This is a genomic window from Pseudoalteromonas sp. APC 3694 (genome assembly GCF_030407565.1).
GTDB classification, from domain to species: domain Bacteria; phylum Pseudomonadota; class Gammaproteobacteria; order Enterobacterales; family Alteromonadaceae; genus Pseudoalteromonas; species Pseudoalteromonas tetraodonis.
In genome coordinates this window covers 52,070-67,932 of sequence record NZ_JASDDE010000007.1, presented here as the reverse complement: position 1 = coordinate 67,932, position 15,863 = coordinate 52,070, and the positions used below count along the sequence as shown (strand labels likewise).

Genomic DNA, 15,863 nt, shown 5'->3' with positions numbered 1-15,863 from the left:
CTCCTTATAAAACTTCGCTGGCTGATTCGGCTAAAATACGACGCGCAATAATCACGCGCATAATTTCGTTAGTGCCTTCTAGAATTTGATGAACACGTACATCTCTAACATGACGCTCAAGTGGATATTCTTTTATGTAACCGTAGCCACCATGAATTTGCAGGGCGTCGTTACATACGGTAAAGCCCACATCGGTTGCAAAACGTTTTGCCATAGCACAATACGTGGTTTTTTCGCTGTCGTTATTATCAAGCTTAAACGCAGCCAGCCTTACCATTTGGCGCGCGGCTACAAGCTCGGTGTTCATATCGGCAATTTTAAATTGTAGCGCTTGAAACGCAGCCAATGGCTTACCAAATTGGGTACGCTCTTTTAAATACTCACGTGCAGTATTTAATGCAGCTTGTGCAGTACCAATAGAACAAGTGGCAATATTAATACGGCCACCATCTAAACCTTGCATGGCAAACTTAAAGCCTTCACCTTCTTGACCTAATAAGTTTGCGGCTGGAATACGCACATCTTCAAAGCTAATTAAACGTGTAGGCTGTGCATTCCACCCCATTTTTTCTTCTGCTTTACCGTATTCCACACCTTGTGCATCTGCAGGTACAACAAAAGCCGAAATACCACTTGGGCCATCAGCCCCTGTACGAGCCATGACCACTAAAATTTCTGTTTCACCGGCGCCAGAAATAAACATTTTTGAGCCGTTAATAACATACTCATCACCCTCACGCATGGCTTTAGTTTTTAATGACGCAGCATCAGAACCCGAGCCGGGCTCCGTTAAACAATAAGAGGCTAACAACTCGCCCATTACCAATTGCTCAACGTATTTGTCTTTTACTGCATCGGTACCAAAGCTTGCGATCATCCAGGTTGCCATATTATGAATGGTCAGCATAGCCGTAGTAGCTGTACAACCCAGTGCAAGTTGCTCAAAAATAATGCTTGAATCTAAACGAGATAAACCTAAGCCACCGGCTTCTTCTGGGGTGTATAAACCACAAAAACCAAGCTCACCAGCGGCTTTAATGGTGTCTTTTGGGAAAATATGTTCGCGATCCCACTTAGCTGCATGTGGTGCTAGTTCAGATTCTGCGAATTGACGAGCGGTTTGCGCAAAAGCTTGTTGATCTTCAGATAAGTTAAAGTCCATGGTAGACCTCTTGTTTTGTTTGTTGTCGGTGCATCCCATCAAGGGAGTTATTAGTGAGGAGCGACAACACTGTGTGTTGTGCCCCTCTTTTTTGTTAATTATGCGGTTAAACTGTTACTTAAGATTAATACTCATATTTGGACCTGAGGCAATGTCATCTTCAAACCAGCGTGAGGTAATAGTTTTAGTTTCTGTATAAAAACGAATACCTTGTTTACCATACGTATGAGTATCACCGTAGAATGAGCCTTTCCAACCCGTGAACGAGAAAAATGGCAATGGCACAGGAATTGGCACATTAATACCCACTTGACCCACTTCAATTTCGTGTTGGAACTTACGTGCAGCTGCACCACTTGATGTAAATAATGAGGTACCGTTGCCGTAAGGGCTTTCGTTAATAAGCGCAATGGCTTCTTCAAGGGTATCAACAAACATACACGCCAGTACTGGGCCAAAAATCTCTTCTTTGTACAAGTTCATCTCTTTGGTTACATCAGTAAATAACGTTGGACCTACCCAGTTACCTTGCTCAAACCCTTCAACAGTAAAATCAGAGCCATCAATTAAACAGGTTGCGCCTTGTGCTTTACCATCGGCAATCAGTGATAAAATACGCGCTTTTGCAGCTGGTGATGTTTGCGGACCATATGCGGCGTCTGCATCATCCCATACACCTGGGCGTACACCTTCAAATCCGGCTTTAATTTCATCAACCCAGTCTTTTGCTTGGCCAACAAATACCGCCACTGAAATACCCATACAACGCTGACCTGCCGCACCTACAGAGGCCCCCACAAGGTTATTAACAACATGCGATTTGCTTGCATCAGGCATAATTACCATGTGGTTTTTAGCGCCCACACAGGCTTGCACACGTTTTAGATGTTGTGTGCCTTTAGAATAAATGTATGCACCCACACCACACGAGCCAACAAACGAAATAGCGCGAACCGCTTTGTCTTCTAATAAACGGTCTACTTGTGGTTTTGTACCGTGCACAACTTGTAAAACACCCTTTGGTGCACCCGCTTCAATAAATAGCTCAGCTAAACGCATTGGCGTAAGTGGGTCTTGCTCAGAGGGTTTTAAAATAAAGGTGTTACCGCACACAATTGCCAGTGGGAACATCCAAAGTGGGATCATCGCCGGAAAATTAAATGGCGTAATACCTGCACATACACCCAATGGTTGCATGTATGAATAGGTATCAATTTTACGGGCTACGTTTTCCATCGTCTCGCCCATCATTAATGATGGCGCATTAGCAGCTTGCTCAACTACCTCAATACCACGCCACACATCACCTTTGGCATCTTCAAATGTTTTACCTAATTCATGACAAATAATAGTGGCTAATTCATCATGGTTTTCTTTTAACAGCGCCGCGTATTTCATCATAATGCGAGCACGTTCTGTAATAGGAACGTCTTTCCACGTTTTAAACGTTTCACTGGCAGAGGCAATAGCCGCGTCCATTTCAGCGTCTGTAGCACAAGGTACTTGCGCTAACACTTCTTGATTAGCAGGATTTACAACATCAATTAATTCATTTGAAGTTGATTGAATAAATTCGCCGTTAATGAGTAAGGGTACTTGGTGCATAATTAAAATCCTATTGATTAAATTGGGTACCGCAGCGTTTTTGTTATAGTTGCTGCGGCTTTATTATTAGTTAAAGTGCTTCTACGGCCATGGCAACGGCTTCACCGCCACCAATACATAAAGAGGCTACGCCCTTTTTAAGACCCCGGTTTTTAAGTGCATGGATAAGTGTTACTAAAATACGCGCACCGCTGGCACCAATAGGATGGCCCAATGCACAGGCTCCACCGTTAACATTAACTTTGTTCTCATCAAGCTTTAACTCGTTAATAGCTAGCATGGTAACCATGGCAAATGCTTCATTAATTTCCCACAAATCAACATCGGCGGTTGTCCACCCTGCTTTTTCAAGCACACTGTTCATTGCACCAACAGGCGCTACGGTAAATTCACTGGGTTTTTGAGAGTGCGTGCTGTGAGCCACAATTTTGCACAGTGGTGTTAAACCCTCTGCTTTTGCTTTTGATTCGCTCATTAAAATCAGTGCTGCGCCACCATCTGAAATAGACGATGCGTTTGCCGCAGTAATGGTGCCGTCTTTTTTAAATGCTGCACGTAAACTTGGGATTTTTTCAGGGCGAGCATTACCAGGTTGTTCATCAATTGAAACTGTTACATCGCCTTTGCGGGTTTTAATAGTATGAGGGACGATTTCGTTGTCAAAGCTACCGTTTTCTATGGCTGCGTTTGCTTTACTTAACGAACCCAGTGCAAACGCGTCCATTTGCTCACGGCCAATGCCATATTCATCAGCCGTGTCTTGAGCAAAACAACCCATTGCTTTATTGTCGTAAGCGTCTTCAAGGCCATCGCTCATCATATGATCTTTTATTTCACCGTGGCCCATACGCATGCCGCCACGTGCTTTAGGAATAAAATAAGGCGCATTAGTCATACTTTCCATACCACCGGCAATGGCTGATTCAATAGAACCTGCTTTAATAAGGTCATTCGCTAACATGGCCGCTTTTAAACCCGAGCCACATACTTTATTAATTGTGGTAGCGCCTGTGCTCAGTGAAAGCCCTGCTTTAAGCATAGCCTGACGTGCAGGTGCTTGGCCTAAGCCAGCTGGTAATACACAGCCCATAATCACTTCATCAATTGCATCATTGCTTAAACCCGTTTGAGCAAGTGCACCTGCAATAGCTGTAGCACCTAGTTCGGTAGACTGCGCATCACTTAGTGCGCCCATAAATCCCCCCATTGGGGTGCGTTTTGCTGCTACAATTACAACGCTTTCAAAAGACATAAAAAGGCTCCATTTTCAATTACCGCAAACATGTTTTATTATGTTTAGCTTAATGTTTAAACTAATCTGATAAATACGAGCATACATAAAATTTACGTTTACGCCAACGTAAATCTAAACTCAACTTTCTAATTAGTGTAAAAACTGTAAAGCAAGCTTGGTAAAAATGTATTACAACCTCCTAAAATGGCTTATAACGTTTATAAACACTCAACTTCTACTGTAAATCCGCATTTATTTTGTACGTCTAAAGTATAACAACCAGATCGCACTTTACCTTTACGTAAACTTCACTTATATTGGTGATATTCGAATGAGGTAAACATTACAATGAAATCAGATAATCAAACAAACTTTGCAAATTCAGCCAATGAGCCGGCTAAAAACGAACAAACTTTTAGTATCAGCGAATTAGCGAAAGAATTTGATATTACCACGCGCTCTATTCGCTTTTACGAAGACCAAGGGCTTATATCGCCAGAGCGCAATGGCCAAACTCGTATTTACTCAAAGCGCGATAAAGTGCGCCTAAAGTTAATACTACGTGGTAAACGTTTAGGGTTTACCTTGGCTGAAACCGGTCGTTTGTTTGAACTTTATGATGCAGACAAATCAAGCGCTAAACAGTTAGTTACTATGCTTGACCTCATCAGCGAAAAAAAGGCCGACCTATCTCAACAAATGGACGACATTAAAGTTGTACTAATGGAGTTGGTTACCGCAGAACGTCGTTGTCGCGACACGCTTAGTAAAATAGATGAATAAAATATAATAAACATCATCAAACACACAGGAATGAATCATGAGCACTATTTCACTATATAAAGAAATGAATTTTGGTCTTGGCGAAACAGCGGACATGATCCGCAGTCATGTTAATAGCTTCGCAAGTCAAGAAATTGCCCCACTAGCTGAAAAAACTGACCTTGATAATGCGTTCCCCAATGAACTTTGGCCGCAAATGGGTGAAATGGGCGTGCTTGGCATGACCGTGGATGAAGAATTTGGTGGTGCTGGCTTAGGCTATTTAGAGCACGTTATTGCCATGGAAGAAATTAGCCGTGCAAGTGCCTCAATTGGCTTAAGCTATGGTGCGCATTCAAACCTGTGTGTTAATCAAATAAACCGTAATGGCTCACAAGCACAAAAAGAAAAATATTTACCTAAACTTATTAGCGGTGAACACATTGGTGCCTTGGCCATGAGTGAGCCTAACGCAGGCTCTGATGTTGTATCAATGAAACTTAAAGCCGAGAAAAAAGGCGATAAGTACATTTTAAACGGCAATAAAATGTGGATCACCAATGGCCCTGACGCTGATACTCTTGTTATTTACGCAAAAACAGATTTAAATGCCGGTGCGAAAGGTATTACCGCCTTTATTGTTGAGAAAACATTCCCAGGGTTTTCTACCGCACAAAAACTCGACAAACTCGGTATGCGCGGATCAAACACCTGTGAATTGGTCTTTGATAACTGCGAAGTACCTGAAGAAAATATTTTAGGTAACTTAAACGAAGGCGTTAAGGTACTTATGAGCGGCCTTGATTACGAGCGAGTTGTTTTAGCTGCAGGCCCATTAGGAATTATGCAAGCATGTATGGATATTGTGGTGCCTTACATTCATGAGCGTAAGCAGTTTGACAGTCCTATTGGTCAATTTCAGTTAATTCAAGGCAAAATTGCCGATATGTATACACAAATGAATGCAGCCCGCTCTTATGTGTACACAGTAGCAAAAGCCTGTGATCGCGGCGAAACCACCCGTAAAGACGCAGCTGGCGCAATTTTATACGCTGCAGAACTTGCAACTAAAATGGCCCTTGATGCAATCCAAATTTTAGGCGGCAATGGCTACATAAACGAATACGCAACAGGTCGCTTACTGCGTGATGCGAAATTATACGAAATTGGCGCAGGCACTTCAGAAATACGCCGCATGTTGATTGGCCGTGAATTATTTACTGAAAGCCGTTAAGGATTAATTTATGACGATTTTAAAATCGAGCGTTAATCCCCACGATCCTAGTTTTGTGCAAAACCACAAAAATATGTCGGCGCTGGTGGATGATTTACGCGATAAAGTTGCCAATATTAGCTTAGGTGGTGGCGCTGCACTTAAAGAGCGCCATGAAAGCAGAGGAAAGCTGTTTGTTCGCGACCGTATCAGTACTTTATTAGATGAAGGCTCACCCTTTTTAGAAATATCGCAATTTGCTGCATTTGGTGTGTATGAACAAGAGATACCTTGTGCCGGTGTGGTTGCAGGTATTGGTCGCGTAAAAGGCGTTGAATGTATGGTGATTGCAAACGACGCGACAGTTAAAGGTGGCACCTATTTCCCGCTTACTGTTAAAAAGCATTTACGCGCACAAGATATTGCTGAGCGTTGCCACTTACCGTGTATTTACTTAGTTGATTCTGGCGGTGCCAACCTGCCAGAGCAAGACGATGTATTTCCAGATAAACTGCACTTTGGGCGTATTTTTTACAATCAAGCACGTATGTCGGGTAAAGGCATTCCACAAATTGCAGTGGTTATGGGCTTATGTACCGCAGGTGGTGCTTATGTGCCCGCTATGGCCGATGAAAGCATCATCGTAAAAGAGCAAGGCACTATATTTTTAGCAGGCCCACCACTGGTAAAAGCGGCAACCGGTGAAGAAGTTACCGCAGAAGAACTTGGTGGCGCCGATGTTCATTGTAAAACATCGGGTGTGGCCGATCATTACGCAGAAAATGATGCGCATTCATTATCAATTGCACGCCAATGTATAGAGCGAATTAATTACACACGCCCTACCTCCCCATTATTAGATGATGTAAAAGCTCCCCGTTACGATATTAACGAGCTTTACGGCATTGTTGGTACTGATCTTAAAAAGCCATTTGATGTGCGTGAAGTAATAGCCCGCACTGTCGATGACTCGTCTTTTGATGAATTTAAACGTTACTTTGGCGAAACACTGGTGACAGGCTTTGCCAGCATTTATGGCAACCCTGTGGGCATAGTGGCTAACAACGGTATTTTATTTAGTGAGTCGGCGCAAAAAGGCGCGCACTTTATTCAGCTGTGTGCTCAGCGCAACATTCCATTGGTATTTTTACAAAATATTACTGGCTTTATGGTCGGTAAAAAATACGAAGCCGAAGGCATTGCTAAACATGGCGCTAAAATGGTGATGGCGGTGTCGTGTGCTGATGTACCAAAATTCACCGTGCTTATTGGTGGCTCTTATGGCGCCGGCAATTATGGAATGTGTGGCCGTGCATTTGAACCGACCATGATGTGGATGTGGCCAAATGCCCGTATTTCAGTCATGGGTGGTGAGCAAGCTGCAGGTGTTATGGCACAAGTTAAACAAGATGGATTAGCCCGTAAAGGCGAAAGCATGAACGAGCAAGAAGTTAGCGATTTTAAAAAGCCAATTATTAGTCAATACGAACAACAAGGTCATCCTTATTATGCCAGTGCCCGCTTATGGGACGATGGCATTATAGACCCTGTCGATACACGTAATGTGTTGGGGCTTGCATTAACTGCAGCTAAAAATGCACCACAGCGTGAGTCTAAGTTTGGCGTATTTAGAATGTAACCGGAGCGCACAATGTCAGTAACACTACAAATAACAAAATCTAATGTGGCTGTACTCGTTTTAAGCCGCCCAGACAAACGTAATGCGTTTAATAGCGACGTTATCCATGAGCTTATTCAATGTATTGAACATGCTAATACGCTCGATATTCGTGCCTTAGTACTCAAAACCGAAGGTAAACATTTTTCAGCCGGTGCCGACTTAGCCTGGATGAAATCGATGGCAGATAATAACTATAACGATAACCTAGCTGATTCAATGCAACTGGCTAAACTTATGCAAGTATTAGCACAGAGCCCGCATCCTACAATTTGTGCGGTACAAGGTGCCGCCTTTGGTGGGGCATTAGGCTTAATTGCCTGCTGTGATATTGCGCTTAGTAAAGACGATGCACAATTTTGTTTAAGTGAAGTTAAACTTGGGCTAATACCTGCCGTGATCAGCCCTTATGTGATTAAGGCCATTGGTGAGCGTGCTGCACGCAGATATTTTTTAACTGCAGAAGTGTTTGATGCCCACACAGCAAAGCAACTAGGTTTAGTGCATCAAATTACTGGGAACTTAGAGACAGCCCTCGATAATTTGCTGCAAACCTTGATTGATAACGGCCCTATTGCCGTTAAAGCCGCAAAAGCACTTATTAACGATGTTGCCAATAAAGAGATAAACGAGGAGCTAATTACACTGACTGCAGAGCGTATAGCTAAAATTCGTGTATCAACTGAAGGCCAAGAAGGACTGAGCGCCTTTTTTGAAAAACGCCCTCCCCAATGGCAACTCTAGGACGCATTATGAACACAGTACACTTACAAAAAATTCTGATTGCTAATCGCGGAGAGATTGCTTGTCGTATTATGCGAACAGCAAAGCAAATGGGCTTGACCACAGTTGCGGTTTATTCAGATGCAGATAAAAACGCTCAACATGTGAAAATGGCGGATGAAGCCTACCATATTGGTGCAGCGCCGAGTAAAGACTCATACCTAGTTGCAGATAAAATACTTAACGTTGCCAAAATGAGTGGCGCCGATTGCATTCATCCTGGTTATGGATTTTTATCTGAAAACAGCGAATTTGCTAATGTTTGTGAAGCCAATAACATTGCCTTTATTGGGCCACCAGCAGGTAGCATAGAAGCTATGGGCTCTAAAACCCGTGCAAAAGAAATTATGGCAGCCGCTAATGTTCCTTTGGTTCCAGGTTATTATGGCGATAAACAAGACCCTAGCTTTTTACAAGCTGAGGCTGAAAAAATTGGCTACCCTGTGCTTATCAAAGCGGCCTTTGGTGGCGGTGGTAAAGGGATGCGAGTGGTAGAAAAGCCGAAAGACTTTATAACTGCACTTGAAGGCGCCCAACGTGAAGCCATTGCCGGTTTTGGTAACGATTTAGTGCTATTAGAGCGCTACGTTAATCAACCTCGCCATGTTGAAGTACAAGTATTTGCAGATAATCACGGTAACTGTGTTTATTTGGGTGATCGTGACTGTTCCTTACAACGTCGACACCAAAAGGTGATTGAAGAAGCCCCTGCTCCAGGTTTATCTGCCGCGCTGCGTAAAGAAATGGGCGAAGCGGCTGTTCGCTGTGCATTAGCCATTAATTACCGTGGTGCGGGTACTGTTGAGTTTTTACTTTGCGGTAATGAATTTTTCTTTATGGAAATGAACACTCGCCTGCAAGTAGAGCACCCAGTGACCGAAATGGTAACCGGCGTTGATTTAGTTAACTGGCAAATTAATATAGCGGGCGGGCAAACACTGCCGTTAAAGCAATCTGATATTCAACTGCAGGGCCATAGCTTTGAAGCGCGTATTTACGCCGAAGACCCTGCAAATGACTTTATTCCGTGCTCAGGCACCATTGAAGCGCTACATGTCCCCGTTAATAGTGAATTTGTACGCATAGATACTGGGATTGCCCAAGGTGATGAAATAAGCCCCTACTACGACCCAATGATTGCAAAGTTAATTGTTCATGATGATAATCGCGAACAAGCGCTTTCTCGTTTGCAACAGGCGCTTGAGCAATTTCATTTAGCAGGCTTTAGTACCAATATTGGCTTTTTACATAACTTAGCTTGCCACGCAAGTTTTAAACAAGGCGCGCCAAGTACACACTTTATTGCTGAGCAAGGTGATTCACTCGCTGCAGTTGATGAGTCATTATTGCTATCAAGCCAGCTTATTGCCGCTTTTGCCTATTTAGAGTCGTTAAACACGCACCAAGCACAAAACAATAGTGCCAGCCCTTGGCAACAACTGAGTGGGTTTACTTTAAATGCACCGCAGGCAATTAAAATCCCATTTGTAGCTTTACCGCTAAGCGCCGTCAAAACAGCGCAGGGTTACAATGTGACACACAGCGCGGGCGTATACAGTGTACAAGGGACGCTAAATAATGGTGTGTGCAACGTATTTATTAACGGTGAAAAGCACAGTGCGCATGTCAGCATAACTGACAATGAAATTACTGTAATGAATAAAGCACTGCAAACTAAGTTTGAATGTGTTGATAAACATTATATTAGTTCACACGAAAATGACGCGCTGCCGCTCGCTGCGCCACTCAATGGCACGGTAGTAAAACATTTAATTGAAGTAGGTAGCACTATCACTAAAGGTGATGCCGTTGTTATTATCGAAGCCATGAAAATGGAATATACACTTAATGCACCGCATGACGGCATATTACAGAGTTACTGCTTTGGTGAAGGTGAACTAGTTTCACACGGCGCACTGTTAGCCATTGTTGAAGATACGACTGTTCAGGAAGGTGCTTAATGAGTGCCTTTGCAAACAAAGTTCGTATTGTTGAAGTGGGTGCACGTGATGGTTTACAAAATGAAAAAACCGTCAGCACTGAAGATAAAGTAACACTTATTAATGCCCTCGCCGCCGCGGGATTAAAAGACATAGAAGCTGGTGCGTTCGTATCCCCAAAATGGGTGCCACAAATGACAGACTCAAGTGAGGTGATCAGTGCGCTTGACCTTCCAGAGATTAATTTAAGTGCCTTAACGCCAAATTTAAAAGGCGCACAAGCTGCGCATGCTGTTGGTATTAAAGAATTTGCTATATTTACGGCGGCCAGCGAAGCGTTTTGTCAAAAAAATATAAATTGTTCAATAGCGCAAAGTATTGATCGTTTTAGCGAGGTAATGACTTTTGCTAAAGCCAATAATATACGCGTTCGTGGTTATGTAAGCTGTGTTTTAGGCTGCCCTTATGAGGGAGACGTTGACCCTCAGGTTGTTTTAAACGTGGCACAAAAGTTATTAGCGCTTGGCTGCTATGAAGTGAGCCTTGGCGATACTATTGGTGTCGGCACCGCAGGTAAAGTGACTGAGCTGCTTACATTGCTGCTCAAGCATATTGATAAAAGTAAGCTTGCAGTACACTTTCATGATACATATGGACAGGCGCTCACAAATATTTACGCTGCCTTAAGCCTAGGTATTTCAACGGTTGACGCTGCCGTTGCTGGCCTTGGTGGCTGCCCTTACGCTAAGGGTGCGTCAGGAAATGTTGCCACCGAAGATGTTGTTTACTTACTGCAAGGGCTTGGCATTGAACATGGAATTGATTTAAAAAGGCTTGCACAAGCAGGTTGGCAAATTACTAATGCGCTTAATAAACAGCCTGTTAGTAAAGTTTCAGTGGCATTACACACACAATAATTGCAATAGCATAGAATGAGGAGTCACTCATGGCCGGTTTTGATAAAGTAGTTTCGAGTTACGAAGCTGCAATGGAAGGTTTAAAAGACGGCGATACTATCATCGCTGGTGGTTTTGGTTTATGCGGTATTCCCGAGGGATTAATAGCACAAATTAAAAAAATGCAAACCAAAGAGTTAACGGTCGTATCTAACAATTGCGGCGTTGATGACTTTGGTTTAGGGCTTTTATTACAAGACAAACAAATTAAAAAAGTGGTTGCCTCTTATGTTGGCGAAAATGCTCTTTTTGAACAACAACTACTTAATGGCGAAATTGATGTAGAGCTAACACCGCAAGGGACTCTAGCAGAAAAAATGCGTGCTGGTGGTGCCGGTATTCCTGCTTTTTATACCGCCACGGGTTACGGTACGCCAGTAGCTGAGGGTAAAGAAGTAAAAGAATTTAATGGTCGCCCTTATATTTTAGAAGAGTCAATTACCGGTGAATTTGCCATTGTAAAAGCATGGAAAGCGGACCGTTACGGTAATTTAGTATTTCGCCATACCGCAATGAACTTTAACCCAATGGCCGCAACCGCAGGTAAAATTACCGTTGCCGAAGTGGAAGAGATTGTTGAACCCGGTGAGCTAGAGCCAAGTCAAATTCATACCCCTGGCATTTTTGTAAATCGCGTGATCAAGGGCAACTTTGAAAAACGCATTGAACGTGTTACCACACGAGATTAAGCAGGAGCACTTAAAATGGCATTATCACGTGAACAAGTCGCAATGCGCGTCGCTCAAGAGCTACAAGATGGGTACTATGTTAATTTAGGCATAGGTATTCCGACACTCGTCGCAAACTATGTACCCGATGGCATAGAAGTTATGCTACAGTCCGAAAATGGCCTATTAGGTATGGGTGAATACCCAACCAAAGACACAGTAGATGCAGATATGATCAACGCGGGTAAAGAAACCGTGACGGCAGCCACGGGGGCAGCTATATTTAACAGTGCAGATAGTTTTGCCATGATACGGGGTGGTCATGTAGACTTAACGGTTCTGGGCGCTTTTGAAGTGGATCAAAACGGGTCTATTGCTTCATGGATGATCCCTAAAAAATTAATAAAAGGCATGGGCGGTGCGATGGATTTAGTCGCCGGTGCAAAAAACATTATTGTTACCATGACCCATGCCAGCAAACACGGCGATTCTAAATTATTAGAAAGCTGTACGTTACCGCTAACGGGCGTTAACTGCGTTAAAAAAATAGTAACCGATTTAGCCGTATTAGAAGTTAAAGACGGCGCATTTCATTTGCTAGAACGCGCACCAGGCGTATCAGTTGATGAAATTATTAGTAAAACGGCAGGTAAATTGCTTGTTGACGGTGATATTCCTGAGATGGTGTTTTAAACTACTCACAATTTCACCCTGTAACGACCTCATTCCCAGTGCCAATGGCGCTGAGTTACCCAAAATCCCTCGCAAGAGGGATTTTTTTTGTCTTTATTTTAGTTTTTGCACTATAGTGACAATTTAACGCACCACTTGGGTGAATTCGCCCTAATAAAAAAATTAAATAACTGATATAGTTAACTTTTATTTTTGGTTTAATAATTGCCTGTAATAAGGTGATTGAAATAACTTTATATTGGATACCATGCAAACACCTATTCGCGGCCTTCGCTCTTTTTGTTTTGCTGCAAAAAGCTTAAGTTTTAAACATGCCGCCAAAGAGCTGTATTTAACGCCATCGGCGGTCAGCCATCAAATAAAGCAGCTAGAAGAGCAGCTGGGCATTGATTTATTTCAAAGGCAAACCCGCTCCATAAGCTTAACGCCAGCTGGAAAAAACTTTTTTGAAGCGATTTACCCCATTATAAATATGCTGGAAAGCACCATTACCGAATTTAGTCAGTTACAACAAAATGTAAATTTAACTATTACCCTGCCCGAGTTTTTTGCCAGTGAATTGCTAATGCCAAAACTGAGTGAGTGGACGAGTGAGCATCCTAATATTAATTTACACATGGACACCCTTAAAACGCGCAAAGAGCTGACTCGCCAAAGTGATTTATCAATCATTTTATCTTCGAGTAAACCGCTTGATGGGCTGGCTACTGAGTTATTTAATTTAGAATATATTCCAGCGTGTAATAAAAAGCTGCTCGATCAGTGGCAAAACGATCACTGCCAGGCGCTCAATCAAGTGCCGCTTATTGTTCATAAAGCACGGCCTTGGGCATGGCATCAATGGGCTGAAAAAGTCGGTATTGATGACTTTTCCCCTGCACAAATTATTCAAATAGATAGTATGTTTGGCGTTGCACGCGCTGCACAGCAAGGTATGGGCATTGCACTTATTCCTTTGCCAATAAGCCAGAGCTGGCTGGATGAGCAATGGCTTTACAAACTGTTTGAGCAACCACTAACAACAAAAGACAAATACTATTTAGTTCAGCATGGCTCAAGTACCGCTAATCACCCTCTCGATTTGTTTGCAAAATGGGTGATTAACACCTTTAGGCAAACTAAATAGCACATTCAATTAAGCGCTCCTTGTTGAGCGCTTATTAGCTAATTTTAAAGTGTGCAATTTTTATTTTTAACCCCCCTACCGGAAAAACAACAAAAGCGTTTATTTGTCAGTGCTTTACATATTGGAAAAATCTAAAACCCCATAAGTGAGTTTTTTTCACTTATTAGTTTTGTTTTTATCGCTTGTCGAAATTGAGTAAAAGCTCTAAAGTTAACTCAACCAAACGGCAACACGCTAAAAAATATAAAACGTGTTACTTAAATCAGATTTCATTAGTTTGTAACAACGAGCTAGTAAAAAAGAATCTTTATTGTGTGTGAAGATGTTGTCAGTGTAAAAAACAGCTCAAGTTCGGTGGTGACTTAGCTTGAGTTGTTTTTATTTTTACTCTTACACCCGCCAATAAACTTAAGAATCTTTATTGTGTGTGAAGATGTTGTCAGTGTAAAAAACAACTCAAGTCCGGTGGTGACTGAGCTTGGGTTGTTTTTATTTTCATTCTCATCAACAACAATAAGCCAGAGTTAGTTTTGTACTAATACAACCCCCCGAATCTTTATTGTGTGTGAAGATGTTGTCAATTGAAATGCAGCGACCGTTAAGTATCTACTTAATCATCGCTGCTTTTTTTTGCTTAAAATTTACTGTTTTCTGGCTACAAATTCTAAAACAGTCGCATTAATACAATATCTATCTTGCCCTCTAGGCCCCTCACCCGGAAATAAATGCCCTAAGTGAATACCGGTACTTTTAGACTTAAGCTCAATTCGCTGCATTCCCCAGCTATTATCTTCATGTTGGGTTACACTGTCTTTTATTGGGTGAGTAAATGAAAGCCAACCGGTGCCTGAGTTAAATCTATCGCGGGTATCAAATAATGGCTCACCGCTTAGTTTATCAATAAAGATGCCATCGGGCGTGTTTTTAAAAATAGCATATTCTTTGCAGTAAGGGCTGTCGGTTTTAGCGTTAAACGCTACTTTATAAGCTTCACTGTCACCGAGTTTAAATGCACCTAGCGCTTTATAAAACAGCTCGGCATCCATATAACCTTGGCGAGAATACACTTCTACTCCATCTTCTAAAAATAGTATGGTGGGTGTAGCCCAGGTAGCCGATTTGATGGTTAAGCCATTTAGCTGATCAGCATGGCGAAATGTCATTGGTATTGTGCCTTTATAGTCATTAGCTACCGCCGCTTTAAATTTTTCACAGTAAGGGCAGTAATCGCGAGAGTCTAAAATAACAATTTGTTTGCCAGTCGACAATGCAGTGTTATCAACCTGCTGCTTTTCATCTTGACTAAAAACAACGCCGGTTGAATGGTCTGGGCAATAACCGTTTGGATTTTTTTCAAGGTAATTTTGATGATACTCTTCAGCAGAATAAAATTGCTCTAGTGGCTTAATTTGTGTAGCTATTGTTCCATAACCTGCTTTGGCGAGTAACTGCTGGTACTGCTGTGTTACAGCAATCGCGGTGTTTGCTTGCTCGTCACTTGTAGTTAAAATAATAGAGCGATATTGTGTACCTACATCATTACCTTGGCGGTTTTTTTGAGTCGGATCGTGGCTTTCGTAATAATTTTGCAGCAGCTCTTTTGCCGAAATAATATTGCTATTAAATGTAACCTGCACCACTTCAGCGTAGTTATCTTCATCAAAGCGACGCGATAGCTTAGTTATATTCCTGTAAGTTGGTTTAAACCCATGCCCATCGGCATAGCCCGACTCTGCATCGAGCACCCCATTAAGTGCTTCATAGCGTTTTTCTGCCCCCCAAAAACAACCCGAGCCAAGCACTAGCTTTTCTACATGCATGGTAGCATTTAAATCACTGGATTTAGTTACCTCATCTGACGAGATAGCGCTCATCGTACTTAGTAATCCCAACATAGCAAATGTAGCTAATATTAACCCCTTAAACATACGATTACCTCTTAGTTTTAGTTACCTTTGAGCAGACCTTTAAACGCAACAATAAATTTCACACGCAATAAAACTTTACGAAGACGGGAATTTAATCTATCCGAGCTTGTCTATT

Annotated in this window: 13 protein-coding genes; 9 read left to right on the top strand and 4 right to left on the bottom strand. The window is 42.3% G+C overall.

Annotated features, from left to right (window positions below; all coding sequences use genetic code 11):
• Positions 1–4: 4 nt before the first annotated feature.
• The 3 genes from QMA00_RS04380 to QMA00_RS04370 form a co-directional block, all read right to left on the bottom strand.
• Positions 5–1,162, bottom strand: a complete 1,158-nt coding sequence (locus QMA00_RS04380) for an acyl-CoA dehydrogenase family protein (protein ID WP_290156160.1) — start codon at positions 1,160–1,162, stop codon at positions 5–7.
• Positions 1,163–1,276: 114 nt separating this feature from the next.
• Positions 1,277–2,767: a CoA-acylating methylmalonate-semialdehyde dehydrogenase gene (locus QMA00_RS04375; RefSeq protein WP_069439443.1), complete on the bottom strand. Its 1,491-nt coding sequence runs from the start codon at positions 2,765–2,767 to the stop codon at positions 1,277–1,279.
• 70 nt (positions 2,768–2,837) lie between these two features.
• Positions 2,838–4,019: an acetyl-CoA C-acyltransferase gene (locus QMA00_RS04370; RefSeq protein WP_290156159.1), complete on the bottom strand. Its 1,182-nt coding sequence runs from the start codon at positions 4,017–4,019 to the stop codon at positions 2,838–2,840.
• A 330-nt stretch (positions 4,020–4,349) separates the two neighbouring features.
• Between QMA00_RS04370 and QMA00_RS04365 the strand changes: the two genes are divergently transcribed.
• The 9 genes from QMA00_RS04365 to QMA00_RS04325 all read left to right on the top strand — a co-directional run bounded on the left by QMA00_RS04365 (position 4,350) and on the right by QMA00_RS04325 (position 13,820).
• Positions 4,350–4,784 carry a MerR family DNA-binding transcriptional regulator gene (locus QMA00_RS04365; protein WP_008114692.1) on the top strand — a complete coding sequence of 145 codons (435 nt, stop codon included), beginning with the start codon at positions 4,350–4,352 and terminating at the stop codon, positions 4,782–4,784.
• Positions 4,785–4,821: 37 nt separating this feature from the next.
• Positions 4,822–5,997, top strand: coding sequence for an isovaleryl-CoA dehydrogenase (locus tag QMA00_RS04360; RefSeq protein WP_096038417.1), 1,176 nt, complete (start codon positions 4,822–4,824; stop codon positions 5,995–5,997).
• A gap of 10 nt (positions 5,998–6,007) precedes the next feature.
• Positions 6,008–7,615 carry a carboxyl transferase domain-containing protein gene (locus QMA00_RS04355; protein WP_290156155.1) on the top strand — a complete coding sequence of 536 codons (1,608 nt, stop codon included), beginning with the start codon at positions 6,008–6,010 and terminating at the stop codon, positions 7,613–7,615.
• Between the two features lie 12 nt (positions 7,616–7,627).
• Positions 7,628–8,398, top strand: a complete 771-nt coding sequence (locus QMA00_RS04350) for an enoyl-CoA hydratase/isomerase family protein (RefSeq protein WP_076921137.1) — start codon at positions 7,628–7,630, stop codon at positions 8,396–8,398.
• Between the two features lie 8 nt (positions 8,399–8,406).
• Positions 8,407–10,398 carry an acetyl/propionyl/methylcrotonyl-CoA carboxylase subunit alpha gene (locus tag QMA00_RS04345; protein ID WP_076921135.1) on the top strand — a complete coding sequence of 664 codons (1,992 nt, stop codon included), beginning with the start codon at positions 8,407–8,409 and terminating at the stop codon, positions 10,396–10,398.
• Positions 10,398–11,294, top strand: a complete 897-nt coding sequence (locus QMA00_RS04340) for a hydroxymethylglutaryl-CoA lyase (protein WP_076921133.1) — start codon at positions 10,398–10,400, stop codon at positions 11,292–11,294. Before QMA00_RS04345 ends, QMA00_RS04340 begins: the two co-directional genes overlap by 1 nt.
• A gap of 29 nt (positions 11,295–11,323) precedes the next feature.
• Positions 11,324–12,022: a CoA transferase subunit A gene (locus QMA00_RS04335; RefSeq protein WP_013464896.1), complete on the top strand. Its 699-nt coding sequence runs from the start codon at positions 11,324–11,326 to the stop codon at positions 12,020–12,022.
• Between the two features lie 15 nt (positions 12,023–12,037).
• The gene (locus tag QMA00_RS04330; protein ID WP_013464895.1) at positions 12,038–12,694 is read left to right on the top strand and encodes a 3-oxoacid CoA-transferase subunit B; all 657 of its coding nucleotides are present in this window, start codon (positions 12,038–12,040) and stop codon (positions 12,692–12,694) included.
• 247 nt (positions 12,695–12,941) lie between these two features.
• On the top strand, positions 12,942–13,820 hold the full coding sequence (locus tag QMA00_RS04325; protein ID WP_013464894.1) for a LysR family transcriptional regulator: 879 nt from the start codon (positions 12,942–12,944) through the stop codon (positions 13,818–13,820).
• Between the two features lie 641 nt (positions 13,821–14,461).
• On the opposite strand, the gene msrA is transcribed toward QMA00_RS04325, so the two are convergent.
• Entirely contained in the window at positions 14,462–15,748 is a 1,287-nt protein-coding gene (gene msrA / locus QMA00_RS04320) for a peptide-methionine (S)-S-oxide reductase MsrA (protein WP_076921129.1), read from the bottom strand.
• Positions 15,749–15,863 lie beyond the last annotated feature (115 nt).

Excerpts from the sequence above, each read along its gene's own strand:
- QMA00_RS04350 (WP_076921137.1), top strand. The coding sequence starts at position 7,628 with ATGTCAGTAACACTACAAATAACAAAATCTAATGTGGCTGTACTCGTT.
- QMA00_RS04375 (WP_069439443.1), bottom strand. The coding sequence starts at position 2,767 with ATGCACCAAGTACCCTTACTCATTAACGGCGAATTTATTCAATCAACT.
- QMA00_RS04330 (WP_013464895.1), top strand. The coding sequence starts at position 12,038 with ATGGCATTATCACGTGAACAAGTCGCAATGCGCGTCGCTCAAGAGCTA.
- QMA00_RS04335 (WP_013464896.1), top strand. The coding sequence starts at position 11,324 with ATGGCCGGTTTTGATAAAGTAGTTTCGAGTTACGAAGCTGCAATGGAA.
- QMA00_RS04360 (WP_096038417.1), top strand. The coding sequence starts at position 4,822 with ATGAGCACTATTTCACTATATAAAGAAATGAATTTTGGTCTTGGCGAA.
- QMA00_RS04380 (WP_290156160.1), bottom strand. The coding sequence starts at position 1,162 with ATGGACTTTAACTTATCTGAAGATCAACAAGCTTTTGCGCAAACCGCT.
- QMA00_RS04340 (WP_076921133.1), top strand. The coding sequence starts at position 10,398 with ATGAGTGCCTTTGCAAACAAAGTTCGTATTGTTGAAGTGGGTGCACGT.
- QMA00_RS04325 (WP_013464894.1), top strand. The coding sequence starts at position 12,942 with ATGCAAACACCTATTCGCGGCCTTCGCTCTTTTTGTTTTGCTGCAAAA.
- QMA00_RS04345 (WP_076921135.1), top strand. The coding sequence starts at position 8,407 with ATGAACACAGTACACTTACAAAAAATTCTGATTGCTAATCGCGGAGAG.
- msrA (WP_076921129.1), bottom strand. The coding sequence starts at position 15,748 with ATGTTTAAGGGGTTAATATTAGCTACATTTGCTATGTTGGGATTACTA.
- QMA00_RS04370 (WP_290156159.1), bottom strand. The coding sequence starts at position 4,019 with ATGTCTTTTGAAAGCGTTGTAATTGTAGCAGCAAAACGCACCCCAATG.
- QMA00_RS04355 (WP_290156155.1), top strand. The coding sequence starts at position 6,008 with ATGACGATTTTAAAATCGAGCGTTAATCCCCACGATCCTAGTTTTGTG.
- QMA00_RS04365 (WP_008114692.1), top strand. The coding sequence starts at position 4,350 with ATGAAATCAGATAATCAAACAAACTTTGCAAATTCAGCCAATGAGCCG.